This is a genomic window from Intrasporangium sp., assembly GCF_035688975.1.
Taxonomy (GTDB): Bacteria; Actinomycetota; Actinomycetes; order Actinomycetales; family Dermatophilaceae; genus CALMNV01.
In genome coordinates this window covers 16,690-40,890 of sequence record NZ_DASSMH010000008.1, presented here as the reverse complement: position 1 = coordinate 40,890, position 24,201 = coordinate 16,690, and the positions used below count along the sequence as shown (strand labels likewise).

Sequence of the window (24,201 nt, the reverse complement as noted above, 5' to 3'; positions counted from 1 at the left end):
CGGTCCATGGACGTCAAGGAGCTGCTTGCCCAGGTGACCGACAACATGGCTGTCTCCAAGGTGTTCGGGGACCCGATCCCGCAGGGTGACGCGCTCGTCGTGCCCGTGGCCCAAGTGCGCGGCGGCGCCGGCGGAGGCGAGGGCGACAGCGAACAGGGCAAGGGCAGCGGCGGAGGCGGGTCGTTCTCAGCCCGACCGGCCGGCGTCTACGTCATCCGCGACGGCACCGCCTCGTGGCAGCCCGCCGTCGACGTGACCCGCATCGTCCTCGGCGGCCAGCTGGTCGCGATCGTCGTGGCGCTTGTCGTCCGCTCCGCCCTGCGTCCGCGCCACCGCTGTAGGACACCGCGCGTGACCGGGCTGCGTCCTCAACGTAGATGACGCGCGCGGGCTCCCGCAGGTAGCCGGCCAGGGCGGGGGTATGCCGCCGTGTCCGCTCCGGGGCGACGCGTGACGCGCGGGAGCGTCACCGACAATGGCGTCATGCAGGCCGTTTCGCGCCGCCCCCTCTCGGGCCCGCGGCGGTGGGCGCGGCACGCGTCGAGTCCCGCGTGGCTCGCCCGACTGCTCGCCCTGCTGGGGCTCGTGTCCCTCGTCAGCGCCCTCACCCCGTCGCTCGGTGAGCGCCTGGCGGCCATCCGGGAGGTGTTGCCGCACTTCGCACCGGCGGCGGCTCGCGCGGGCACCGCGGCCACCGGCCTCGTGCTGCTCTTCCTCGCCCGCGGCCTGCGTCGCCGCAAGTCCCGCGCCTGGTGGGCTGCGGTCACGCTGAGCGGTCTGGCCGCGGTGCTGCATCTCGTCAAGGGCCTCGACGTGGAGGAGGCCACCTTCGCCGGCGTGGTGCTGCTGCTGCTCGTCGCCGGCCGCCGCGACTTCGTCGCCCGGCCCGACCCCCGCTCCACGCGGACGGTGTTGTGGACGGCCGGGAGCGGCCTCGTCCTCGCCACGAGCCTCGGCTGGCTCCTGCTGACACTGACCGGTGCCCGCGAGGCGCCGGGCACCTCGGCGGCCGAGCGCCTCGAGGAGGCCGTGTTCGGGCTCATCGGCATCCCGGGGCCGGTCCGGTTCGTCACGCAGGACGCGGCCGACCGGGCCGCGGTCACCCTCCTCATCCTCGGCGCGGCGGGGCTGCTGACCGCGCTCGGGGTCATGCTCCGGCCGGCGGGCGGCCCCCACACCCTCACGCCCAGCGAGGAGGAGGAGCTGCGGGCGCTCATCGCCGGGCACGGCAGGGTGGACTCCCTGTCGTACTTCGCGCTGCGTCGGGACCGCAGCGTGATCTTCTCGAGGTCGCGCAAGGCAGCGGTGAGCTATCGCGTGGTCGGAGGGGTGAGCCTGGCCGGTGGCGACCCCATAGGAGACCCGGAAGCCTGGCCAGCGGCGATCTCGGCGTGGCTGGAGGAGACGACTCGGTTCGGCTGGTGCCCAGCGGTGCTCGGCGCGAGCACAGCGGGGGCCAATGCCTACCACCGCGCCGGCTTCGATGCCGTGGAGATCGGCGACGAAGCGGTGATCGAGGTCGACGACTTCGGCCTCGACGGCCGGCGGATGCGTCCCGTGCGGCAGGCCGTCCGCCGGGTCGAGCGGGCCGGCTACCGGATCCGCTGCGACCGGGTGGCCGAGGTCGGCCAGGCGGCCCGCGACGAGGCGGTGCACGGGGCGGACGCCTGGCGCAACGGCGCCACCGAGCGCGGGTTCTCCATGGCGTTGGGAAGGTTCCAGGACCCGCAGGACGACGGGTGCGTCATGGTGCGGGCGCTCGACGGCAACGGCCGTCTCCGCGCCCTCATGCACTTCGTCCCGTGGGGGCCCGACGGCCTGTCCCTCGACCTCATGCGCCGCGACCGGTCGAGTGAGAATGGCACCGTCGAGGCCATGGTGGCCGGCCTGGTGTCGCAGGCGCCGCGGTTCGGGGTCACCCGGCTCTCGCTGAACTTCGCGGTGTTCCGCTCCGTCTTCGAGCGGGGGGAACGCCTCGGTGCGGGCCCGGTCCTGCGGGTGTGGCACGCCGTGCTGCTCCAGGCGTCGCGCTTCTGGCAGATCGAGGCGCTCTACCGGGCCAACGCCAAGTACCACCCGTTGTGGCAGCCCCGATACCTGTGCTTCGTCGAGGCGCGAGACCTCCCCCGCATCGGCCTGGTGGCACTGCGGGCCGAGGCATTCCTCCGCACCCCGTCGTGGGCGACGCTCTCGGGGAGGAGGCGTGCGTCCCCTCCCACCAGCGACCTCTCAGGCAACCATCGGCCGCCTCCCAGCCAGCGACCGTAGCGTCGCCGCCGACGCGGTGGAGGAATCGGGGAAGTGATGTCGCTGACGGGCGGGGGCCTGCTGGTCGGGCTCGGCTGCCTCGCTCTCGTGCTGTTGCTGCTGATCGCACTCGGGCTCCCGCGCACCTCGCGCCGATGGGTGGCAGTGTCGATCCGGGGAACCGAGGCGGTCGCGCTGAGCATCGTCGTCGTCGCCCTGGGCGCCGCGGCGCTCAACGACGAGTACTCCTTCTACGTCAGCTGGTCCGACCTCCTCGGCGCGCGGTCGCCCTCGACGTCCACCCACGGCGGAGCCAGCGCCCAGCGAGCGGCCAGCGCCCGGGCAGCCGGGCCGGGCTTCTCGCAGTGGGCCGAGGCGGCGCCCGGCCCCCTGGCGCCGCACCCCGGCATACGGCTGCAGGCCTTCTCGGTCACCGGGGCACGCAGCGGCGTCCACGGGCAGGTGCTCGTCGACCTCCCGCCGGGCTACGCCGCCAACCGCACCCACCGCTATCCGGTGGTCCTGGCCCTGCACGGCTTCCCCGGCAACCCGGCCGTGTGGGTGCACACCATCCACGTGGACAGCATCGTGGACGACCTCGTGGCCCGGCACCGGCTGGGTCAGTCGATCATCGTCATGCCGCAGGTCAACGACCCGGCCACGGTCGACACCGAATGCGTCGACGCGCCGGCCGGGACCGGCCCCCAGGCAGAGACGTGGCTCGCGCAGGACGTGCCAGCATGGGTCATGACGCACCTGCGCGCCCAGCCGCTGCGCACCTCGTGGGCCGTGATGGGGTACTCGTTCGGCGGGTGGTGCGCGGCGATGCTCGGCATGCACCACCCCGACGTCTTCGGGGCGGCCATCGTCCTGCAGGGGTACTTCCGGCCCGACTTCTCCGCGGGCTACGACCCCATCCCGCCCGGCTCGCCGGCGGCCCGCGCCTACGACCTCATCCGGGCGGCGCGCACCGACCCCCCACCGCTCGCCATGTGGGTGCTGTCGACCAAGACGGACGGGCTGTCCTATCCCACGACCGCGCTGTTCGTGCAGGACGTCCGGCCCCCGCTATCGGTGACGACCGTCCTGCTCAAGACGGGTGGGCACCGTCTGTCGGTGTTCATCCCGCTCGTTCCCGATGCCCTTAGCTGGCTCGGAGAGACCATGCCCGGATTCCGCGCGTGAGCAGGCCCGCCGACCCCTCGCCGTGACAGCCGGCTGGCTCGGAGAGGGCACCGAGCTCGACGCCGCCTCGACGCCGCCTCGACGCCGCCTCGACGCCGGCTCAAACGCCGCCTCACCCCGCACCCCACGTGGCCCACGACCGCCCGTCGGTGATCTGCGCCCTTACGCTGTACCACTATGTCCTCCTGCCCCCTCCCCGTGCCCTCCGCCGGCCCTCGCGAACCTGATCCGCGGTGAGGATCGCCCACGTCACCGACTTCTACCTCCCGCGGCTCGGCGGGATCGAGACGCATGTCGCCGAGCTGGCGGACCTGCAGCGGTCCCGGGGGCACGAGGTGCACGTCGTGACGAGCACCCCCGGTGCGGTGGAACGCCACGTGCACCGCGTCACCGACACGTTGCCACGGCCGCACGCGCTGCACCCGTTGGCTGTCCGCGAGGGCATCCGGACCCTGCGCGAGCTCGACGTCGATGTCGTGCACGCCCATCTGGGCGTCGCCTCGCCCCTGGCGTTCTTCCTCGCCCGGGCCGCCGCCCGTGGGGGGACCGCGACGACGGTGACCGTGCACTCGATGTGGGCCGGCGTGGCGCCCATCATGGCGGCGATGGACGCGGCCGGCGGCTGGTCCTCGTTGCCCATCCTCTGGAGCGCGGTGAGCGGGGCGGCTGCGGACACCGTGCGGCGTCACCTTCCGCCGGGTCGCCCGATCCGCATCCTCTCCAACGGAATCGACCAGGAGCGGTGGCGCCTGCCGGCACCCGCCGAGCCGTCCGGGGAGCTCGTGCTCGCGGCGGTGATGCGGCTGGCCCGTCGCAAGCGTCCCCTCGCGCTGCTGCGCATCGTGCACCGGGCCCAGCAGGAGCTCGACCGCCTGGGCGACCCGACGCGGCTGCGCCTGCTCATCGCGGGCGACGGGCCCCGGCAGCAGGCGATGGCGAGCCACCTCCGGCGCACTCGCATGACCGAGGCCGTCAGCCTGCTCGGGCGCCTCGACCGCGACGAGGTGCACCGCCTCCTCGGCCGGGCCCAGGTCTTCGTCGCACCGGCCGACCTCGAGTCCTTCGGCATCGCCGCCCTCGAGGCCCGCTGCACCGGGGTGCCCGTCGTCGCGAAGTCGAGCGGCGGGGTGCGCGAGTTCGTCCGGCACGAGCGGGAGGGGCTGCTCTGCGGGTCGGACGACGAGATGGTCGCGGCCATCGTCCGCCTCGCCCGGGAGCCCGCGCTGCGGCGGCGTATCGCCGAGCACAACCGCACGAGCGACTGCCTCGTGGGGTGGGGGTCGGTCCTGCGTGCCACCGAGGCGGCATACGACTCGGCACTCGGTCTGCAGCGAGCGGCGGCTGTCCGCCCCGACCGCAGGGGGCCCGAGAGGCCGATCGAGCCCGTGTTCGAGGGGGCCGGCTCGTGAGCCTCCCGGGCATCATCGCCCTGTCCGTCGGGTCGGCCGCGTTCTTCTCGCTGGCGACGGCGCTGAAGCACCGCAGTGCCGGGCAGGTGCCGCGCGTGCACCACTTCCGAGCGAGGGACCTGCGCGACTTCGCCGTCGAGACCGTCCGGCACCCACTCTGGCTGCTCGGCATCCTCGCCGACGTGGGCGGACTCGCGCTCCAGCTCCTTGCCCTGCACCTGGGTGGCCTCAGCGTCGTCCAGCCGGTGCTCGTCATCGCCGTGCTCTTCGCGCTCGTGCTCGGGCACCGGATCGCGGGGACGAGGATCAGCCGCCGGGAGCTGGTGCTCGGCGCCGTGCTGGTGGCCTCCGTCGCCGGCTTCCTCGTCGTCTCGGGCGCCGTGACCGCCGCTGCCGGGCGGACCAACCGGCTGCCGGCGGTGCTCGCAGCCGCGGCGTCGGTCGTCGTGGTCGTCGGATGCGTCCTGGCGGCGCGCTGGGCCATGCGCCGCAAGCTCGCCTCCAAGCGGGCCGCGAGCCTGCTCGGCGTCGCTGTCGGCACCATCTATGCCGGGACGGCCGCCCTGATGAAGACCTGCGCCGGCGTGTTCTCGCAGGGTCCCGGGGCCCTGCTGGGAAGCTGGCCGCTCTACGCGCTCCTCGCGTCGGGGGCGGTGGGGGTGTTTCTCGCGCAGATGGCGTTCCAGGCCGGTCCGCTGTCCTCCAGCCTGCCGGCGACGGCGACGACCGACCCGATCGTCAGCGTCGCGCTCGGCGTCGCCGTCTTCGACGAGCGGCTCCGTGACGGCGCGCTGCCGGTGTTGCTTTCGGTGCTGTGCCTGGTCGTCATGTCGACCGCCGTGGTCCTGCTCACGCGGGTCCGGGTTGCCGTGGACTCGACGGTCCATCCCGGGCGCCCGGCCTGACCTGCTCCCAGCGAGCTCCCAGCCGGCGTCCAGCCCCGGCACCTATGGTCGAGCCGACAGTGCAGGCACCCAGGTAGGAGGGGAAGACGAATGCCGCTGACAGGCCTGGAAGAGGCGCGCGCATGACCACTGTGCGCCGCCTCGACGACGCGGTGTTCTTCGCCGTCAACCGGTTCGCCGAGAGCACCCCGTGGCTGCACGGCCCCGTGCTGGGCTACGCGGCATACGGGATGGTCCTCTTCGCCGGCCTGCTGCTTGCCGCGCTCCTCATCAGCCGGACGGGCCCCTCGACCCGGCTGGCGGCCACCGGGTGGGCCGCGGTCGCGACCCTGGGCGCGCTGGGGGTCAACCAGGTCGTGGGCCGCGTCTTCGCCGAGAGCCGGCCGTATGCCGCGCACCCCGGGATCCTGCGCCTCGCCGACGCCACGACGGACTTCTCCTTCCCCTCCGACCACGCGGTGATGGCGGGGGCGGTGGCGGCCGGGCTGCTGCTGGCCCACCGCCGGCTCGGGCGCCTCGCCGTCGGGGCCGCGGGGCTCATGGCGTTCGCCCGGGTCTACATCGGCGCCCACTACCCGTGGGACGTCCTCGCCGGCCTCGTCCTCGGCGCCGCCGTCTCGGTCGCCGGGTGGCTGCTGCTCCGCCGGCCGCTGACCGCCCTGACCAGCTGGCTGCGCCGCCTGCCGGTGCTTCGCACGGCATTTCCGCCGCCCGGAGGCGAGACCGGGGGCGGGGGCCTGCACTCGGGCGACGCGGTCGCCGCGTCGCTGCCAGCGCGGTCGTGAGCGGCCTGCTCGACAGCATCCTCGGGGCGCCCGCGTGGATGGTGCTCGGCGTCGTGGGTCTCGTCGTCTTCGCGGAGGACGCCCTCTTCGTCGGCTTCGTCATCCCCGGCGAGACGGTCGCCATCCTCGGTGGCGTGGCCGCGCATCGCGGACACGTCTCCTTTGCTGCCGTGCTCGCCGTCGTGGTCGCCGCCGCGATCGTCGGGGACAGCGTCGGCTATGAGGTCGGCAAGCACGCCGGGCCGCGCCTGCTCACGTGGCGCGCCCTCGACAAGCACCGTGCCCGCCTCGATGACGCGCAGGACCTCCTCGCCCGGCGGGGCGGCGCCGCGGTCTTCCTGGGCCGATGGGTGGCGTTCTTCCGGGCGGTCATGCCCGCCCTGGCCGGCACGGCCCGCATGCCCTATCCCCGGTTCCTCGCCTTCAACGCGGCCGGCGGCGTGGTGTGGGGAGCCGTCGTCGTCACGGCCGGCTACCTCGCCGGGGCGTCGTATGCGCAGGTCGAAAAGACGCTCGGGCGGGACGGGGCCTTCGTCGCGCTCGCCGTGGCCGTGGTCGCTCTCGTCGTCTGGCGGGTCCGGAAGCACCGGGCCGAGCGCCAGGTGGAGCGGCGCGCCGGGCGCCGGGGCGGTCCTCAGGCCGACGTCTCCGCCCCGGAGTGAGGCCGTCGTCCCTGGGATGGTGACCCGGGTCCTGCTCCGGGTGGGCCTGCTCGACACTGGCCCCCTCGATGGCGTTCGTGATCCGTGCAGTCGACGATGCCCGTTTGGCGACAACTGCTCGACTCGAGTTGGGCTGCGGTTGGCCCATTCGTTCCCCCATCCTCAGCAGCCACCGACAGGGTTTCGAGAGTAGGTGGAGGGCCTCCCAGGCCCTCCGGGTCATCTCCGAGAGGCGTTACCTGTGAACATCTCCATCCTGAAGAAGACGAGCCTGGTCGCCACCATGGCGACTGCCGCCGTCTTCGCTGCAGCCAGCGCTCCGGCCGAGGCGGACAACAGCTTCCGCGTGGTTGGCGTTCCCTATGCCAACCCGGCCATGGGAGTGCAGAACAACGTGGTCACTCCGAGCGCGACCCAGACCTCCGTGGCGTGGGGCAACCTGCCCCTGGCCAACCCGGACACCGTCAACGGCGTCACGCACTACGGCTACAACACCCTCGACGGCGCACCGCTGACCCAGACGAAGAACGAGGCCCGCAAGACGGAGCCGGACAAGAACGTCTACCTCGTCCTCGGCGGCAAGCACTACCTCTACCAGGGCCACGAGACCGGTCCCCGCGGCTACGTCACGCGCATCAACCTCGACGAGACCGACCCCGCCAAGCGGGTGACCCTCATCTCCGACGTCGACGACGCCGGGCAGGCGTATCCGACGATCGACGGCATCACGTGGGACCCCTTCACCCACCAGCTGCTGCTGACGGCCGAGGCGAAGGCCCCGAAGGGCGGGGTCTTCGCCGTCTCCCTCAACGACAAGGGCGACGCCGTGGACGGCAAGGCCGTGCGCCTGCCCGCACTCGGCTCGGGCGGCTACGAGGGCATCCAGAACGACAAGGACGGCAACGTCTGGCTCGTCGAGGACATCGGCGGCCCTGCCGCGAACGGCGGGAAGGCCCCCAACAGCTACGTCTACCGGTTCGTTCCCCGCGACCGCACCGACCTGACCAAGGGGGGCGCGCTGCAGGCGCTGCAGATCAATCGGGCGAACGGCAGCCCGGCCACCGCCCCGCAGCTGCAGGCCAACCCGGCGGACGCCTTCATCCGCAACCTGCACACGTACGGCACGTCCTTCGCCACGCAGTGGGTGACTGTGCATCGGGGCACGTTCGAGCCCTTCGACGCCACGGCCGCCGCGGCTGCAGCCCGAGCCACCCCGCTCAAGCGACCCGAGAACGGCGTGTTCCGGCCGGGCACCAACTTCCGCGAGTTCTACTTCACCGAAACGGGCGACACCAGCACGGACAGCGCGCTGCCCGGAGCGTGGGGCGGCGTGTTCCGCCTGACCCAGGCGGGCCCGAGCGCCTCCACGGGCCGGATCTCCATCGCCGCGGTCGGCGACAAGGAGCACACGGGCTTCGACAACATCGCCTTCGCGACCGAGGACGACCTCCTCGTTGTCGAGGACGCGGGCGACAGCCTGCACGAGCAGCGCAATGCCCTCGACTCGGGCTACCTCTACCGCCTCGCGGAGAGCGAGCGGCAAGAGAAGCACGACGACAAGGGCGCGGCGTCTGCACCGCGACCGACGCGCTGGCTCGCGGAGGGGCGCGACGCCTCTGCGACCTTCGACTCGATGAGCGGGCCATCCTACAACGACGGCGACAACGAGATCACCGGAATCCACGTCTCCGACGGCGACCCCACCCCCGCCGGTCTCCTCGGCGCCAAGGAGCCGCGGCCCCTGTCGGCCAGGTGGCGCACCTTCTGGACGCAGCAGCACGGCGACAACGTCACGTGGGAGATCAGCTGGAACGGCAAGTCCCACGACTGATCCCCTCCCCCGACCGGCCGGGCCCAGCGGTTTGCAGCGTTGGCCCGGCCGGCTGGGCCTTCGGTGCCCCCGACCTGTGCACACCGACGACCATTGGTCCCCCTCACCGCGCCCGCGGCACCTCAGCTGAGCACGGTCGCCCGAGGTGTCGCCGACCAATGGTCGTCCGGGTGCACAGGGGGCTCCTCGCGGGACGTCGCACCGCGGCCGGCTCAGGCCCAGAAGGCCTTCACGGCGACCGGGTCGCCGACGAACTGGTCGACGCTGCGCACCCTGCCGTCCACGACCCGGAAGAGCAGCATCTGCGGGTTGTCGAACGACCGGCCGTCCGGCCTGGTGCCGCTGACCTGCGTGAGCACGGCGACGTGCCCCTCGCCGTCGGTCATGAAGACGCGCGGTACGGGGCGCAGCGTCCCGGCCGTCAGCTGGACGGACTCGCCGATGAAGGCGAGGATCCCGTCCCGGCCGGCGTGCACGCCGCCCAGCCGGTCGTCGTTGCGGTGGTTCCAGGTGGCGTCGGGGTGGAACATCTCGCCGAAGCCGGCGAGGTCACCCCTTGCGATCGCCTCGAACCCTGAGCGGACCGCGATGACGTCGGCGCTCTGCGCGGTGGTGTTGGTCATGGCTGTTCCTCCTGCCGGTTGGTTCCTTCGACGCCACCGTAGGGAGGACCTGGACGCGCGCACATCGACCGTTCGGTCGATCTTCGGGTCGTGGCCTAGGGGCGGGCGCCCCGCATCTCCGCCGCGATGGCGCGCGCCGTGCGGTGCAGCGGACCGGACGCGCTGGCGACGAAGTCGTCCGTCATGCGCGGCAGCGGCCCCGACACCGACAGCGCGAGTCGCTGCGGCGCATCTGGCACGGCCACCGCGACGCAGCGCACACCGACCTCCTGCTCACCCTCGTCGAGGGCGTAGCCGCGCTGCCGCGTGCGCTCGAGCTCCAAGGCGAACTCGTCGGGGGACGTGATGGTGTGCTCGGTGCGCGCGGGCATGCCGGTCCGGGCGAGCAGACCTCGCACCTCCGCCGGGTCGAGCTGGGCCATGATGGCCTTTCCGACTCCGGTCGAGTGCGGCAGGGCACGGCGCCCCACCTCGGTGAACATCCGCATGGAGTTCTGCGACGCCATCACCTGGCCGACGTAGACCACCTGGTCGCCGTCGAGCATCGCGAGGTTCACCGACTCGCCGAGCTCCTGCGCCAGCCGCTCCATGTGCGGGCGTGCCCACCGGCCGAGCATCCGCGAGGTCGTCTCCCCGAGGCGGATGAGGCGTGGCCCGAGGGAGTACTGCCGCGAGGCCTCCTGACGCACGTAGCCCAGGTCGACGAGGGTCCGCACGAGCCGGTGGATCGTCGGCAGGGGCAGGCTCGCGTCGGTCGCGAGCTGGGAGAGGCTGATGACGCCGCCAGCGTCCGCCATCCTCTCAAGGATGGCAAACGCCCGCTCGAGCGACTGCACGCCTCCGGATCTCGGGGCGGGCGCCTCCGCCTTCATGTTCTTCTCCCCGCCATACTGATGAGAGAAGCTTTTCGCATCATGGAACTAGTGTAGTGCGGACGCGGGTTTCCGCAGCGTGACACCCGGTCAACTGGCGGATCAACTGGCGTTTGGGGTCGCCAGGGCGACGCCACATGCCTGTTGATCCGCCAGTTGATCCCGCGCCCGTCCCGATGACGGCCCAGCCCCGATGATCCTGATCGCGGACGAGCCGTATGCCGCCCGGGGCGACTAGGGGATGCGGCCGAAGGACCGCAGCGCGCCCGTGTAGGCCTTGGCCGGCGGCGGCGCGAGCTCGCCGGTCGTCGAGGGCCGCAGCCTCAGCCGGACGAGCCCCTCCGCGAGGACCGTCCCGGCCGCCACGCCGTCGACGACCGGCACGCCGAGCTGCTCGGTGAGCAGCTCCGGCAGCCCGGCCATCCCCGCGCACCCGAGCACGATGGCGTCGCTGCCGTCCTCGGCCAGCGCGGCCTTGGCGAAGGACAGGATCACGGCATACGTGTGGTCGCGGTCCTCGTCGAGCTCGAGGACGGGGATGTCACAGGCGTGCACTCCCGCACACTGGCGTTCGAGCCCGTAGGTGCGGGTGAGGTCCCAGGCGCGGCCCACGGTGCGGCTCATCGTCGTCACGACGCTGAAGCTGCGGCCGAGCAGGGACGCGACCTTCATCGCCGCCTCCGCGATGCCGACGACCGGCCTGGACGCCGCCTCGCGGGCGGCGTCCAGACCCGGGTCCCCGAAGCAGGCGAGGACGAACGCGTCCGCCTCGTCGTCCTCCCGGATGATCTCGAGCAGCCCCGGCACGGCGAGCGCCTCGTCGTAGTGGCTCTCGATCGACGCCGGCCCCATGGACGGGGTGCGGCCGGTGACCACCGTGTCAGGGCCGGCGAGGCGACGGGCCTCGGCCTCGATGAGGTCCGTCATGGACTGCGTCGTGTTCGGGTTGATGACCGTGATCCGGATGGGCATGGTGGTCACTGCCGGACGAGCTTGTCGGTCAGCTGGCGCACGCTGACGCCGAGGCGGGGGGCGATGAGGCTGTATGCCGTGAAGCCGACGCCGCAGCCGATGAACCAGCTGTAGTCGGTGAATCGGTTGATGCCGGGGACGAAGACGCAGGCCACGGCCGCGAGGGCGGCGATGACGGTGGCGTAGATCGCCGCTGGGTTGTAGCCGCGCGTGTAGTGGTAGGCGCCGGACTCGTCGAGGGTGAACAGGTCGTCGACGCACACCCGCTGCTTGTGCACGACGTAGTAGTGCGAGATGAGCACCCCGAAGAGCGGGCCGATGAAGGCGCCCAGCGTGTCCAGCGTGTAGTGGATCGTCGCGGGGTTGTTGTAGAGGTTCCACGGGGTGAGCAGCACCGACCCGACGGCCGCGATCATGCCGCCCATGCGCCAGCTGATCTTCTGTGGGCTGACGTTGGAGAAGTCGAAGGCGGGCGAGACGAAGTTCGCGACGATGTTGATGCCGATCGTCGCCGTCGTGAAGGTCAGGGCGGCGAGCACGAGCGCGAACGTGTTGTCGATGTGGCCGACGGTCTCGACCGGGTCGGTGATGAGCTTGCCGTAGACGGGCAGCGTGGCTGCCGCCGTGAGGACGGTGAGCAGCGAGAAGAAGAGGAAGTTCACCGGCAGGCCCCAGAAGTTGCCCTTCTTGACGGCCTCGAAGGTCTTGCCGTAGCGCGAGAAGTCACCGAAGTTGAGCATCGGCCCGGAGAAGTACGACACGACCAGCGCCGTGGCGGCGAGCATGGTGGTGAACACCTGGGTGCCGCTCAGGGAGCGGTCCGAGAGGTTGAGGTCGACCTGCCAGCCGGCCTTGGCGAGCAGGTAGACGCACAGCGCCACCATGACGACGTAGACGGCGGGGCCCGCGAAGTCGATGAACTTGCGGATGGTGTTCATGCCGGTCCAGAAGACGGCTGCCTGGGCGACCCAGAGGGCGGCGAACGTGAAGTACCCCAGGGTGGACAGTCCCAGCATGCCGTGCTGGGTGACGTCGGCATACGGGGCGAGGCCCGGGAACATCCGCACGAGGAGGATGTCGAGGGACGCGGAGGCCAGGTAGGTCTGGATGCCGTACCACGCCACCGCGATGAGGCCGCGGATGATGGCCGGGATGTTGGCCCCGAGCACGCCGAAGACCGAGCGGCAGATGACGGGATATGGCACGCCGGTGCGCTGGCTCGGCTTGGCGACGAGGTTGCAGAAGAACAGCACGATGGTGATGCCGACGATGAGGCAGATGAAGACCTGCCAGCTCGTCAGGCCCAGCGCGAAGAGGCTGCCCGCGGTGATGTAGCCGCCGACGCTGTGCACGTCCGACATCCAGAAGGCGAAGATGTTGTACCAGGACCACGTCTGCTCCTTGAGCGGCGCGAGGTCCTCGTTGGTGAGGCGGTGGTCGTAGGACGACTTGATCAGCCCGGTCCCTGCCCCGTGGTCGTGCTCGCCGTGGTGCGTGGCGTAGCCGGCTTCGGCGGCGGCGGTCTCGTCCTCGAAATACTCGGTCTTGGTGGTGCTCATCGGACTCCTTTGTCCCGCCGCGGTGTCCCGCGGACTGGTCGTGGAGAAAACGCTAGAAGCCAGCACCCTGCCCGAGAAAGGTTTCCAATCGTATATCCGCGTATATCCAGGGTGTTTCACAGTGCCAGGGTGTTTCACATTGCCTGGGTGTTTCACAGTGTCTGCAGCATCAGGCGTCGCCGATGCGCGCGATGCAGGCGGTGAGGCGGTCGTGGTGCGCCTCTGCCGCGCTCCTGAGGCTGGCCGCGTCACCGGCGACGAAGGCCTCCAGCATCTCCTGGTGGTCCACCTGCATCTGGAGGCGCTCCTCGTCGGTCACCCGCATCATGGTCTGGACCGGCTCGGTGAGGTTCCACGCGATGTCGAGCATGTGCAGCAGCCGCGGCATACGGCACGAGGCGAGGAGCGCCTCGTGGAAGTCTCGGCTGGCGCGCTGGAAGCCGACGATGTCGCCTGCCGACAGGCAGGCAGCGAGGCGCTCGTGGACCGCCCGCGCGCGGGCATGGTCGACGGCCGTGGCCTGGCGCACCGCGCCGTCGAGGGCCGCGGCCTCGAGCGCCCCGCGCACGACGTAGAGCTCGTGGAGCTCGGCTGCCGAGAGCGCCGTCACGGTGTAGCCGAGCCGCGGCTGGTGCGCGAGCAGGCCCTCGCCGAGCAGGGTCTTCAGCGCTTCGCGGACCGGGATGAGGCTCACCCCGAAGAACGCGGCCACGTCGTCGAGCGGGATCGGGCTCCCTGGCGGGACGGCCCCGGACGCGATGACGCGACGCAGCTCGGTCAGCACCTCGGGGCCCGAGACGTAGTCCTTCTGTCGCACGAGCAGGCTCACGATGCCCGACTGCCGGCGTGGCTGCGTCATGGGCACTCCCGTCCGCGTGCTGGTGGGAACGCCTTCATCATGCCCTGCCCAGCGTCCCCTGGTCAGGGGCTACACGAGCTGGCGGCTGAGCTTGGCGTGGCGGTTGACGTCCTTGTAGAGCAGGTAGCGGAACCGTCCGGGCCCGCCGGCGTAGCAGGCCTGCGGGCAGAAGGCGCGCAGCCACAGGAAGTCGCCCTCCTGGACCTCGACCCAGTCGTTGTTGAGCAGGTAGACCGCCTTGCCCTCGAGCACGTAGAGGCCGTGCTCCATGACGTGCGTCTCCGGGAAGGGGATCACGCCGCCGGGCTCGAAGTTGACGATGTTGACGTGCATGTCGTGGCGCACGTCGAGCGGGTCGACGAAGCGCTGCGTCGTCCACCGCCCGTCCGTCCCGGGCATCTCGCCGCCCGGCACGTCGACCTCGTTGGTGACGAAGGGCTCCGGGACGTCGATGCCCTCGACGCGTTCGTAGGCCTTGCGCACCCAGTGGAACGTCGCGACGGCGCCGCTCGTGTTGCGCACCCGCCAGTCGGTGCCCGGCGGCACGAAGGCGTAGCCGCCGGCAGTGAGCTCGTGGGCCGAGCCGTCGATGGTCACGACGAGCGAGCCCCGGACCACGAAGAGGACGCCCTCCGCGGCGGGGTCGAGCTCCGGCCGGTCCGACCCACCGCCCGGCGAGACCTCGACGATGTACTGCGAGAACGTCTCGGCGAAGCCGGAGAGAGGACGCGCGATGACCCACAGCCGGGTGTCGTCCCAGAACGGCAGGCTGCTGGTGACGATGTCGCGCATCGTTCCGCGGGGCAGCACGGCATACGCCTCGGTGAAGACCGCGCGGTCGGTCGTGAGGTCCGTCTGGGCCGGCAGCCCGCCGACGGGGGTGGAGTAGCGAGGGGTCGTCATGGCTGTCCTCTCCTCAGGAGCCGTCCGCGCGGGGCCGCGTCGACGTCGATCGGTATGCCGGCCAGCCACGTGCGGCGCACCACCCCGGTGAGGGTGCGGCCGGCATACGCGGACACCGGGTTCTTGTGGTGCAGCGAGGCGACGTCCACGCGGAACGACTCCTCCGGCGCGAAGGCGACCAGGTCGGCGGTGGCGCCGACGGCGATCCGCCCGCGGTCGGCCAGCCCCACCTGGTCCGCCGGTCCCTGCGCCATCCAGCGCACGACGTCGGCGAGGGTGTGGCCGCGCTGCCTGGCCTCGGTCCAGATCGCCGGCAGCCCGAGCTGCAGGCCGGCGATCCCGCCCCAGGCCTGCCCGAAGTCCCCGGAGTCGAGACGCTTGAGGTCCGCTGTGCACGGCGAGTGGTCCGAGACGATGGTCGCGATGGTGCCGTCAGCCAGCCCCGCCCACAGCCGGTCGCGGTTGGCGTGCTCCCTGATCGGCGGGCAGCACTTGAACTGCGTTGCCCCGTCAGGGATCTCCTCGGCCTCGAGGGTCAGGTAGTGCGGGCAGGTCTCCACCGACAGCCGCACCCCCTCGGCCCGGGCGCGCGCGATGAGCGGCAGCGCATCGGCGTCCGACAGGTGCAGGATGTGCGCCCGGGCCCCGGTCTCACGGGCGGCGTCCACGACGAGGCCGATGGCCCGCTCCTCGGCCTCCTTGGGGCGCGACCCGAGGAAGCCGGCATACCCACGGCCCTTGGGCTCGGGCGCGCTGTCGATGGTCTCGGCGTCCTCGGCGTGGACGATGACCATGCCCCCGAAGGTGGCCGCCTCGGCGAGCGCCTCGCGCAGCTGCGGGGGCGACAGGTGTGGGAACTCGTCGACACCGGAGTGGAGCAGGAAGCACTTGAACCCGAAGACGCCTGCCTCGTGGAGGGGCCGCAGCTCCTCCAGGTTGTCGGGGATGGCGCCGCCCCAGAAGCCCACGTCGACGTAGGCCTGGTCCCGCGCGACGGCCCGCTTCTGCTCGAGCGCCGCGACGGTGACCGTCGGTGGGATGCTGTTGAGGGGCATGTCGACGATCGTCGTGACACCACCTGCGGCCGCGGCTCGGGTGGCGCTGGCGAAGCCCTCCCAGTCGGTGCGGCCGGGCTCGTTGACGTGCACGTGCGTGTCCACCAGGCCGGGGAGCAGCACCTCGTCCTCGGCGAGCTCGACGACCTCTGCGTCGTGGGCGAGCTCGACGTCGGCGTCGAAGGGACCGACCGCGGCGATGCGCCCGCCGACGACGGACACCGTCGCACCGGTCTCGACGCCGCCCACGACCGCTCGTGGTGCGCGGATGACCACCTCAGGCGCCATGTGCGTGCCCTTCCTCGTCCCGACTGTCATTGACCGTAGTCCGTCGCTCATCGCCCCCGGTAGCGGGTCAGCAGCCGGCCCCGAGGTGCTCGCGCGCGATGCGCGCGCCGATCCGCTCCAGCAGCGGTCCCGGGGCCTCGAAGGGCTCCCGGGGATCGCCCGCCTCGTCGACCAGCGCGTATGCCGCGCCCACGCCGGCGGCGGCGAGCTCACCGGCGGTCAGGGCGACCCGACCCGCGACCGCGACGACGGGGAGGTCCCTGTCTCGGGCCGCCGCGGCGACCGCGGCGGGGGCCTTGCCGTGCAGGGTCTGCGCGTCGAGGGAGCCCTCGCCGGTGACGACGAGGTCCGCTTCGGCGAGGGCGTCGTGCAGGCCCGTCAGCTCGAAGACGAGGTCGGCCCCGGGCCGGGTCCGCGCCCCGAGCACCGCGACGAGGCCGAAGCCCACGCCGCCCGCCGCTCCCGCGCCCGGGTCGTCGCGGTGGTCCTCGCCGGTCGCGGCGGCCACGAGGTCGGCCCAGCGGGCGAGCGCGCGGTCGAGCGCCTCGACGTCCTGCGGGGCCGCCCCCTTCTGCGGGCCGTAGACGGCCGCGGCCCCGCGTGCTCCGGTCAGCGGGTTGTCGACGTCGCACGCCACGACGAGCTCCGCGTCGGCGAGGGCCGGGTGCAGGCCGTCGAGGTCCAGCCGAGCGGCCTGGGCCAGACCGGCCCCGCCGGGCCCGACCGGCTCGCCCGAGGCCGTCGTGATCCTCGCCCCGAGCGCCTGGAGCAGGCCCGCGCCCCCGTCGGTGCACGCGCTGCCGCCGATGCCCACGACGATGCGCCGGGCCCCCGAGTCGAGGGCAGCGGCGACGAGCTCTCCGGTGCCACGGCTCGTTGCCGTCAACGGCTGGGGGTGACCGTCGGGCAGCTGCGCCAGGCCGGAGACCTCGGCGAGCTCGACCACCGCCTCGGTGCCGCGCTGGCCGAAGGCCGATTCGTGCGGCAGGCCCGTCGGACCCGTCGCGGTGACGGGCATGCGGGTGAACCCGGCCGCCTGCGCGGCGGCCAGCGTCCCGTCACCGCCGTCGGCGACGGGCACGACCCGCACGTCCACGTCGGGCAGGACGGACCGCAGGCCCGTCGTGAGGTGAGCGGCCACCTCTGCGGCGGTGAGCGTCCCCTTGAACTTGTCGGGGGCGAGCAGGACTCGGGTCATGTCGACGACCTAGTCCACGTTGGCGAACAGCGCGGTGGGGGCGTCGTGCCCGCCCTCGGCCAGCTCCTCGAACTCCGAGATGGCGTCGATGGACAGGCCCATGGAGACGTTGGTGACGCGCTCGAGGATGACCTCGACCACCACTGGGACGCGGTACTCCTGGGTGAGGCTCTTGGCCTTCTCCAGTGCGGGGTAGATCTCCTCGGGGTCGGTCACGCGGATCGCCTTGCAGCCCAAGCCTTCTGCCACCTTGATGTGGTCGACACCGTAGCCGCCGAGCTCGGGCGCGTTGACGTTCTCGAACGACAGCTGGACGCAGTAGTCCATGTCGAACGTGCGCTGGGCCTGGCGGATCAGCCCGAGGTAGGCGTTGTTCACGACGACGTGGACGTAGGGGATGTTGAACTGCGCTCCGACGGCGAGCTCCTCGACCATGAACTGGAAGTCGTAGTCTCCGGAGAGGGCGACGACCGTCGAGTCGGGGTCAGCGGTGGCCACGCCCAGCGCCGCCGGCAGGGTCCAGCCGAGCGGACCGGCCTGGCCGGCGTTGATCCAGTGCCGCGGCTTGTAGACGTGGAGCAGCTGGGCCGCCTGGATCTGGGACAGACCGATGGTCGAGACGTAGCGCACGTCCTTGCCGAAGACGCGGTTCATCTCCTGGTAGACCCGCTGCGGCTTCACCGGTGTGACGTCGAAGTTGGTCTTGCGCCACATCGTCCGCTTGCGCTCGCGGCACGACTCGGCCCAGTGCTCCCGGCGCGGGAGCCGGCCCGCCTCGCGGCGCTCCCGGGCGACCTCGACGAACAGCTGCAGTGCGGCCTTGGCGTCGGAGACGATGCCGAAGTCGGGGGCGAAGACCCGTCCGACCTGGGTCGGCTCGACGTCGACGTGCACGAACGTGCGGCCGCGCGTGTAGGTCTCGAGGTCGCCGGTGTGCCGGTTGGCCCAGCGGTTGCCGATGCCGAGGACGAAGTCCGACTCGAGCATCGTCGCGTTGCCGTAGCGGTGGCTCGTCTGCAGGCCCACCATGCCGGCGTTGAGCTCGTGGTCGTCAGGGATCGTGCCCCAGCCCATGAGCGTCGGGACGACGGGGACCCCTGTGATCTCCGCGAACTCGACGAGCAGGTCCGCCGCGTCGGCGTTGATGACCCCTCCGCCGCTGACGAGGAGCGGCCGCTCGCTGGCCTCCAGCATGTCGAGCGCCTTGTCCACCTGCGCGCGCGTGGCAAGCGGCTTGTAGACCGGCAGCGGCTCGTAGGTCGCCACGTCGAACTCGATCTCCGCCTGCTGCACGTCGATCGGCAGGTCGATGAGGACCGGTCCCGGGCGCCCGGAGCGCATGAGGTGGAACGCCTGCTGGAACGTGCCGGGCACCTGGGCCGGCTCGAGCACGGTGACTGCCATCTTGGTCAGGGGCTTGGCGATCGAGGCGATGTCGACGGCCTGGAAGTCCTCCTTGTGCAGCTTGGCCACCGGCGCCTGCCCGGTGATGCACAGGATCGGGATCGAGTCGGCGGTGGCCGAGTAGAGCCCGGTGATCATGTCGGTGCCGGCGGGCCCGCTCGTGCCGATGCACACACCGATGTTGCCCGCCTTGGCGCGGGTGTACCCCTCGGCCATGTGTGAGGCGCCCTCGACGTGCCGCGCGAGGGTGTGGTGCAGGCCGCCGCCCACCTTCATCGCCTTGTAGAACGGGTTGATCGCCGCCCCGGGCAGGCCGAAGACGTGGGTCACCCCTTCCCTCTTGAGGATCTCGACGGCCGCCTGGGCCGCGGTCATGCGTGCCATGGTGGTGCTCCTGGTCCTTCGTGGTTCGGTATGCCGGTCGGCCGGGAGGTCGTCGGCGGCGGTCAGTCGGCGACGGTCAGTCGGCGACGGTCAGTCGGCCAGGCGGCCGGAGAGGCGCTCGACGCCGCGCAGCAGCCCCGAGTGGTCGAGGCCGCCGTCGCCGTTCGCGCGCGCGGAGGCCATCAGCTGCGCGACGAGGGCGCCGAGCGGCACGACGACGCCCGCCTCGCGGGCGGCGGAGGTGACGATGCCGAGGTCCTTGTGGTGCAGGTCGATGCGGAACCCGGGCGTGAACTCGTGGTTCGCCATGTTGGCGCGCTTCTGCTCCAGGACCTTGGAGCCCGCCAGACCGCCGCCGAGCACGTCGAGGGCTGCCTCGAGGTCGACGCCGTAGGCGTCGAGGAAGACGACCGCCTCGGCGAGCGCCTGGATGTTGGCGGCGACGATGAGCTGGTTGGCGGCCTTGACGGTCTGTCCGGCGCCGTTGCCCCCGACGTGGACCACGGTCTTGCCGACGGCGTCGAAGATCTCCTTGGCCGCCTCGAAGTCGGCCGCCTCGCCACCGACCATGATCGAGAGCGCTGCGTTCTTGGCCCCGGCCTCTCCCCCGGAGACCGGGGCGTCGAGGAGTCGGAAGCCCTTGTCCCTGCCGGCCCGGGCGAGCTCCACGGTGACGTCCGGGCGGATGCTCGAGAAGTCGATGACGAGCGTGCCCTCCTTGGCGCTGGCGAAGACCCCGTCCTCGCCCGTGAGGACGTCCTGCACGTCGGGGCTGTCGGGGACCATGACGGCCACCACGTCAGCGTCACGGACCGCCTCGGCCACCGAGCCCGCGGCGGTGCCTCCGGCCTCGACGAGCGGCCTGGTCTTCTCCGGCGACGGGTTGAACCCGACGACCGTGTGGCCGGCCTGCTGGAGGTGGACCGCCATGGGGCTGCCCATGATGCCGAGGCCGATGAAGGCGATGGTGCTCATCTGCGTTCTCCTGTGGGGGTCGTGGGCGGGTCGGTCAGCCGGCCGAACGGCGCTCGAGCGGCAGCCAGCCGAAGCTGTCGGGCGTGGTCGCGGTGGTGGGCTTGTATTCCAGCCCCACCCAGCCGGCATACCCGCTGCGTGCGAGGTCGCCAAGGTGGCGCTGGAGGTCGAGGGAGCCCGTGCCGGGCTCGCCGCGGCCCGGGGCGTCGGCGAGCTGGACGTGCGCCGTGCGGTCGGCGTAGTGCGCGATCGCGGCGTCGAGGTCGTCGCCGTTGGCGGCGAGGTGGTAGAGGTCGAGGAGGAAGCCGACGTTGCCGGCGCCCGCCGCGCGCACGTCGTCGACAACGGCGACGGCCTGGGCTGCCGTGCGCAGCGGGTACGGCTTGGGGCCGCTCACCGCCTCGACCAGGACGGTGGCGCCGATCCGGTCGGCGGCCTTGGCGGCGACGGCGATGGACTCGCGGCCGAGGGCGTCCTGCGCCTCCGGCGCGACCCCGTCGACCCGGTTGCCGAAGAGGGCGTTGAACGCGCGCGTGCCCAGCCGCTGCCCGATGCCGACGGTGACGTCGACGTTGTCGTGGAACTGCTCGACCCGGTCGGGGACCGACAGGACGCCGCAGTCCGGGCCCGCGAGGTCGCCCGCGAAGAAGTTCAGCCCGACGAGCCGCACCCCCGCGTCCTCGATCGCCGCCACGAAGGCGTCGACGTCACGGTCGGCCGGGACCGGCTGGTCCGGCCAGGGCCACCAGAACTCGACCGCGTCGAATCCGGCCGCCTTGGCGGCAGCCGGACGCTCGAGCAGCGGCAGCTCCGTGAAGAGGATGGAGCAGTTCACCTCGTAGCGCAGGCCGTGGTCGGTCATCGCGGGTTCCCTTCGGTCTATCGCATCGTGGAATCTAATTTCCGATTAGTGAGAGCATAGGTGTCGGTCGGAGCCCGGTCAACGGCCCGGACCCAGGCACCCGGCATATATCTGGGCGCCCCTTACCGCTTGGCGAGGCGGTCGACCGCCGCGCGGTCGAGGCCGGTCAGGCCGTGCACCTCGGCCTCGTCGGTGGCGCCGCAGTCGAGCCCGCGCACGATGAAGTCGGACAGGGCGCGGGCCGTCGCCGGCTCGTCCATGACTGCGGACTCGACCTGTCCGACGTAGTTGCGCAGGCGCTCGGCGGCGGCGGACAGGCCCTCGCGATAGAAGGCGTAGGTGGCCAGGTAGCGGCTGGGCAGCTGGGCCGGGTGCAGGTCCCACCCCTGGTAGTAGCCGCGCTCGAGCGAGCGTCGCACGAGCCGGGCATGCAGCCGCCAGGCCGCGCGGACCTGGTCGGCGTCGCCCACCGGCAGGACGTTCGTCGAGCCGTCCGACAGGCGCACCCCGGTGCCCGCCGCCGCCACCTGCATGACCGCCTTGGCGTGGTCGGCCGCCGGGTGCTCCATCGACTGGTATGCCGCCGCGATGCCGCACGACGCGGAGTAGTCGTAGGTCCCGTAGTGCAAGGCGGTGCACCGTCCTGCGGAGGCATGCACCATGCGCGCGACGAGCGCGGTGCCGTCCGGGCCGCAGATGGCCTGCGGCGTCTCGACCTGGATCTCGAAGCCGATCGCCCCGGGTGCGAGGCCCACCCCGCTTTCGATCCGCTGGCAGGCGAGCACCATGGCCTCGACCTGGTCGACGGAGGTCACCTTGGGCAGCGTGACGACGAACCCCTCGGGCAGCGAGCCGTCGCGCGTGACGGCGGCGACGAACCGGGCCAGGGTCCGGAGGCCACGCGCCCGGGTGGGCGCCTCGAAGCTCTTGAAGCGGATGCCCGAGAAGGGCGTCGCGTCGCCGGCGTCGAGGGCCTGCAGCAGGGCGGATGCCGCCGTGTCGACGGCGTCGTCCTCCTCCGCGTCGTCGCGGATGCCGTAGCCGTCCTCGAAGTCGATCCGCAGGTCCTCCACCGGCTCCGCCTCGAGCTTGGCGCGCATCCGGGAGTACGCGGCTTCGGCCAGCTGCGCCGGGAGGCCGAAGGCGTCGACCACCTGCGCGGCCTCGCCCCCGTACTGTGACAGCACGCGGAGCGCCTCCTCGCGCCACTGAGGCACGAGCTCGGAGGCGTAGCGGTCGGCGGGGACGTAGACGGTGTGCACCGGCTGGCGCCCGGGGCGCTCGCCGGGGAACCCGGCAGCGAGCGCGGCATCCGCCGCGGCGAGGCGGGCGTCGATCTCCGCGGCGAGGGCGGCCGGGTCGAGCGCCATCAGCGCGCCGCGGCACTCGGGTCGGAGGGGTGCCCGTGGAAGCCGGCCGCGTGCCGCACAGCGGCCGCGACCGCCGGGGCCACCTCAGCGTCGAAGACGCTCGGCACGATGTAGCTGGCGTTGAGCTCGTCGGGGTGCACGCAGTCCGCGATCGCCTTCGCCGCCGCGATCATCATCTCGCTCGTGATGTCGCTGACGCCCGCGTCGAGCAGCCCCCGGAAGAACCCGGGGAAGGCGAGCACGTTGTTGATCTGGTTGGCGTAGTCGGAGCGACCCGTCGCCACCACGCCCGCGTGCCGGCTCGCGGCGACCGGGTCGACCTCGGGATCCGGGTTGGCCAGCGCGAAGACCACCGACCGCACCGCCATCGTGGCGATGTCGTCGCCGTCGAGCAGGCCCGGGCCCGAGACGCCGACGAAGACGTCGGCGCCGCGCAGCACCTCCTTGAGGGTGCCCTGGACCCCGGACGGATTGGTGTGGCGGGCGATCCAGCCCCGGAACTCGTCGCTGTGCTGCGCGTTGGGGTCGAGCGCTCCGTGCCGGTCGCAGCCCACGATGTCGCGGGCACCTTGGGCGTCGAGCAGCCGGATGATGGCGTGGCCGGCAGCACCGACTCCGGACACGACGATGCGGACGTCCTCGAGCCGCTTGTCGACCACCCTGAGGGCGTTGGTCAGGGCGGCGAGGACGACGATGGCGGTGCCGTGCTGGTCGTCGTGGAACACGGGGATGTCGAGCTCCTCGCGCAGCCGGGCCTCGATCTCGAAGCAGCGCGGCGCCGAGATGTCCTCGAGGTTCACCCCGCCGTAGACGGGCGCGAGCGCCTTGACGATGGCCACGATCTCGTCGCTGTCCTGCGTGTCGAGGCAGACCGGCCAGGCGTCGACACCGGCGAACTGCTTGAAGAGCGCCGCCTTGCCCTCCATGACCGGCAGCGCTGCCGCGGGGCCGATGTTGCCCAGGCCGAGGACCGCGGAGCCGTCGGTGACGACCGCGACGGTGTTGCGCTTGATGGTGAGGCGCCGCGCGTCTTCGGGGTTCTCGGCGATCGCGAGGCACACCCGCGCCACGCCGGGCGTGTAGGCCCGTGACAGGTCGTCGCGGTGCTTGAGCGGGACCTTGGGGACGACCTCGAGCTTGCCCCCGAGATGCAGCAGGAACGTCCGGTCGCTGACCTTGCGCACGGTGACCCCCGGCACCGCCGCGATCCGGTCGGTGATCCGGTCGGCGTGGTCGGCGTCGGCAGCGTTGCACGTGACGTCGACGACGAGGCTGTCCGCACGGGACTCCGCGACGTCGAGGGCGGTCAGCGACCCGCCGGCCTCGGCCACCGCGGCCGCGAGGATTCCCGTGGTGTCGATCGCGGCGGGCGCCTGGACCCGCACTGTGATGGAGTAGCCAGGACTGGGTGCCGACATGGTGATCCCTCCATTGGGACGTGCTTCCGCATCGTGGATGCTTGTTTCTATATGTCGGAACGATAGTCCTGAGTCGAACCTGGGGCAAGGGCAGGTATGCCGATGGGCCGGCCCTCGCCCGGCGCCTGGCGCGGTCCCTGGCCACCCGCGGATCGCCTCGGCGGACAGGTTGCGCAGGGCGGCCGCTTCGGCGACCTCACCGTTGAGCCCGCCTCGACCCGCTCGACGGTGTTCTCGGTCATCTCGCCGTGTCCAGAGCCGGGAGGCTGCTTCACCGCCTGGACTCGACAGGTGGCCAGCGTCGCGTGGCGAGGACGCGAGCACGCCGACGACCATTGCTGGCGGCCGCACCGCCTACGGCACGTCCGCCGAGCACGACCGCACAGGAAGCGGCATACCAATGGTCGTCCGGGTGCACAACCCGACGCGGGCTCC

Annotated in this window: 21 protein-coding genes; 8 read left to right on the top strand and 13 right to left on the bottom strand. The window is 72.1% G+C overall.

What is annotated here, in order from left to right:
* Positions 1-6: 6 nt before the first annotated feature.
* The 8 genes from VFJ94_RS00760 to VFJ94_RS00725 all read left to right on the top strand — a co-directional run bounded on the left by VFJ94_RS00760 (position 7) and on the right by VFJ94_RS00725 (position 9,024).
* Positions 7-381 (top strand): spore germination protein GerW family protein, encoded by a 375-nt coding sequence (locus tag VFJ94_RS00760; protein ID WP_325002252.1) that lies wholly within the window; start codon positions 7-9, stop codon positions 379-381.
* A 102-nt stretch (positions 382-483) separates the two neighbouring features.
* Positions 484-2,268, top strand: coding sequence for a phosphatidylglycerol lysyltransferase domain-containing protein (locus tag VFJ94_RS00755; protein WP_325002251.1), 1,785 nt, complete (start codon positions 484-486; stop codon positions 2,266-2,268).
* Positions 2,269-2,304: 36 nt separating this feature from the next.
* Complete coding sequence (locus tag VFJ94_RS00750; protein WP_325002265.1) at positions 2,305-3,432, top strand: alpha/beta hydrolase; 1,128 nt, start codon at positions 2,305-2,307, stop codon at positions 3,430-3,432.
* Positions 3,433-3,665: 233 nt separating this feature from the next.
* The gene (locus VFJ94_RS00745; protein ID WP_325002250.1) at positions 3,666-4,841 is read left to right on the top strand and encodes a glycosyltransferase family 4 protein; all 1,176 of its coding nucleotides are present in this window, start codon (positions 3,666-3,668) and stop codon (positions 4,839-4,841) included.
* The gene (locus VFJ94_RS00740; RefSeq protein ID WP_325002249.1) at positions 4,838-5,746 is read left to right on the top strand and encodes a DMT family transporter; all 909 of its coding nucleotides are present in this window, start codon (positions 4,838-4,840) and stop codon (positions 5,744-5,746) included. Before VFJ94_RS00745 ends, VFJ94_RS00740 begins: the two co-directional genes overlap by 4 nt.
* Before the next feature lie 122 nt (positions 5,747-5,868).
* Entirely contained in the window at positions 5,869-6,531 is a 663-nt protein-coding gene (locus tag VFJ94_RS00735; protein ID WP_325002248.1) for a phosphatase PAP2 family protein, read from the top strand.
* Positions 6,528-7,193, top strand: a complete 666-nt coding sequence (locus VFJ94_RS00730; protein ID WP_325002247.1) for a DedA family protein — start codon at positions 6,528-6,530, stop codon at positions 7,191-7,193. The genes VFJ94_RS00735 and VFJ94_RS00730 overlap by 4 nt, the downstream gene beginning before the upstream one ends.
* A gap of 241 nt (positions 7,194-7,434) precedes the next feature.
* Positions 7,435-9,024: an alkaline phosphatase PhoX gene (locus tag VFJ94_RS00725; RefSeq protein WP_325002246.1), complete on the top strand. Its 1,590-nt coding sequence runs from the start codon at positions 7,435-7,437 to the stop codon at positions 9,022-9,024.
* Positions 9,025-9,236: 212 nt separating this feature from the next.
* On the opposite strand, the gene VFJ94_RS00720 is transcribed toward VFJ94_RS00725, so the two are convergent.
* The 13 genes from VFJ94_RS00720 to VFJ94_RS00660 all read right to left on the bottom strand — a co-directional run bounded on the left by VFJ94_RS00720 (position 9,237) and on the right by VFJ94_RS00660 (position 23,766).
* Positions 9,237-9,647 (bottom strand): nuclear transport factor 2 family protein, encoded by a 411-nt coding sequence (locus VFJ94_RS00720; protein WP_325002245.1) that lies wholly within the window; start codon positions 9,645-9,647, stop codon positions 9,237-9,239.
* A 95-nt stretch (positions 9,648-9,742) separates the two neighbouring features.
* Positions 9,743-10,519, bottom strand: coding sequence for an IclR family transcriptional regulator (locus VFJ94_RS00715; protein WP_325002244.1), 777 nt, complete (start codon positions 10,517-10,519; stop codon positions 9,743-9,745).
* 234 nt (positions 10,520-10,753) lie between these two features.
* Entirely contained in the window at positions 10,754-11,491 is a 738-nt protein-coding gene (locus tag VFJ94_RS00710) for an aspartate/glutamate racemase family protein (RefSeq protein ID WP_325002264.1), read from the bottom strand.
* Between the two features lie 5 nt (positions 11,492-11,496).
* The gene (locus VFJ94_RS00705) at positions 11,497-13,050 is read right to left on the bottom strand and encodes an NCS1 family nucleobase:cation symporter-1 (RefSeq protein WP_325002243.1); all 1,554 of its coding nucleotides are present in this window, start codon (positions 13,048-13,050) and stop codon (positions 11,497-11,499) included.
* Positions 13,051-13,219: 169 nt separating this feature from the next.
* On the bottom strand, positions 13,220-13,909 hold the full coding sequence (locus tag VFJ94_RS00700) for a GntR family transcriptional regulator (RefSeq protein WP_325002242.1): 690 nt from the start codon (positions 13,907-13,909) through the stop codon (positions 13,220-13,222).
* Between the two features lie 69 nt (positions 13,910-13,978).
* Complete coding sequence (locus VFJ94_RS00695; RefSeq protein ID WP_325002241.1) at positions 13,979-14,812, bottom strand: bifunctional allantoicase/(S)-ureidoglycine aminohydrolase; 834 nt, start codon at positions 14,810-14,812, stop codon at positions 13,979-13,981.
* Entirely contained in the window at positions 14,809-16,155 is a 1,347-nt protein-coding gene (gene allB, locus VFJ94_RS00690; RefSeq protein ID WP_325002240.1) for an allantoinase AllB, read from the bottom strand. Before allB ends, VFJ94_RS00695 begins: the two co-directional genes overlap by 4 nt.
* A gap of 67 nt (positions 16,156-16,222) precedes the next feature.
* Positions 16,223-17,353: a glycerate kinase gene (locus VFJ94_RS00685; RefSeq protein WP_325002239.1), complete on the bottom strand. Its 1,131-nt coding sequence runs from the start codon at positions 17,351-17,353 to the stop codon at positions 16,223-16,225.
* Between the two features lie 9 nt (positions 17,354-17,362).
* Positions 17,363-19,141, bottom strand: a complete 1,779-nt coding sequence (gene gcl / locus VFJ94_RS00680) for a glyoxylate carboligase (RefSeq protein ID WP_325002238.1) — start codon at positions 19,139-19,141, stop codon at positions 17,363-17,365.
* Positions 19,142-19,231: 90 nt separating this feature from the next.
* Entirely contained in the window at positions 19,232-20,245 is a 1,014-nt protein-coding gene (locus VFJ94_RS00675; RefSeq protein WP_325002237.1) for a 2-hydroxy-3-oxopropionate reductase, read from the bottom strand.
* Positions 20,151-20,978 carry a hydroxypyruvate isomerase family protein gene (locus VFJ94_RS00670; RefSeq protein WP_325002236.1) on the bottom strand — a complete coding sequence of 276 codons (828 nt, stop codon included), beginning with the start codon at positions 20,976-20,978 and terminating at the stop codon, positions 20,151-20,153. The genes VFJ94_RS00675 and VFJ94_RS00670 overlap by 95 nt, the downstream gene beginning before the upstream one ends.
* Positions 20,979-21,100: 122 nt before the next feature.
* Positions 21,101-22,348 carry a DUF6986 family protein gene (locus VFJ94_RS00665; RefSeq protein ID WP_325002235.1) on the bottom strand — a complete coding sequence of 416 codons (1,248 nt, stop codon included), beginning with the start codon at positions 22,346-22,348 and terminating at the stop codon, positions 21,101-21,103.
* Positions 22,348-23,766, bottom strand: coding sequence for an NAD-dependent malic enzyme (locus VFJ94_RS00660; RefSeq protein WP_325002234.1), 1,419 nt, complete (start codon positions 23,764-23,766; stop codon positions 22,348-22,350). The genes VFJ94_RS00665 and VFJ94_RS00660 overlap by 1 nt, the downstream gene beginning before the upstream one ends.
* Between the last annotated feature and the right edge of the window lie 435 nt (positions 23,767-24,201).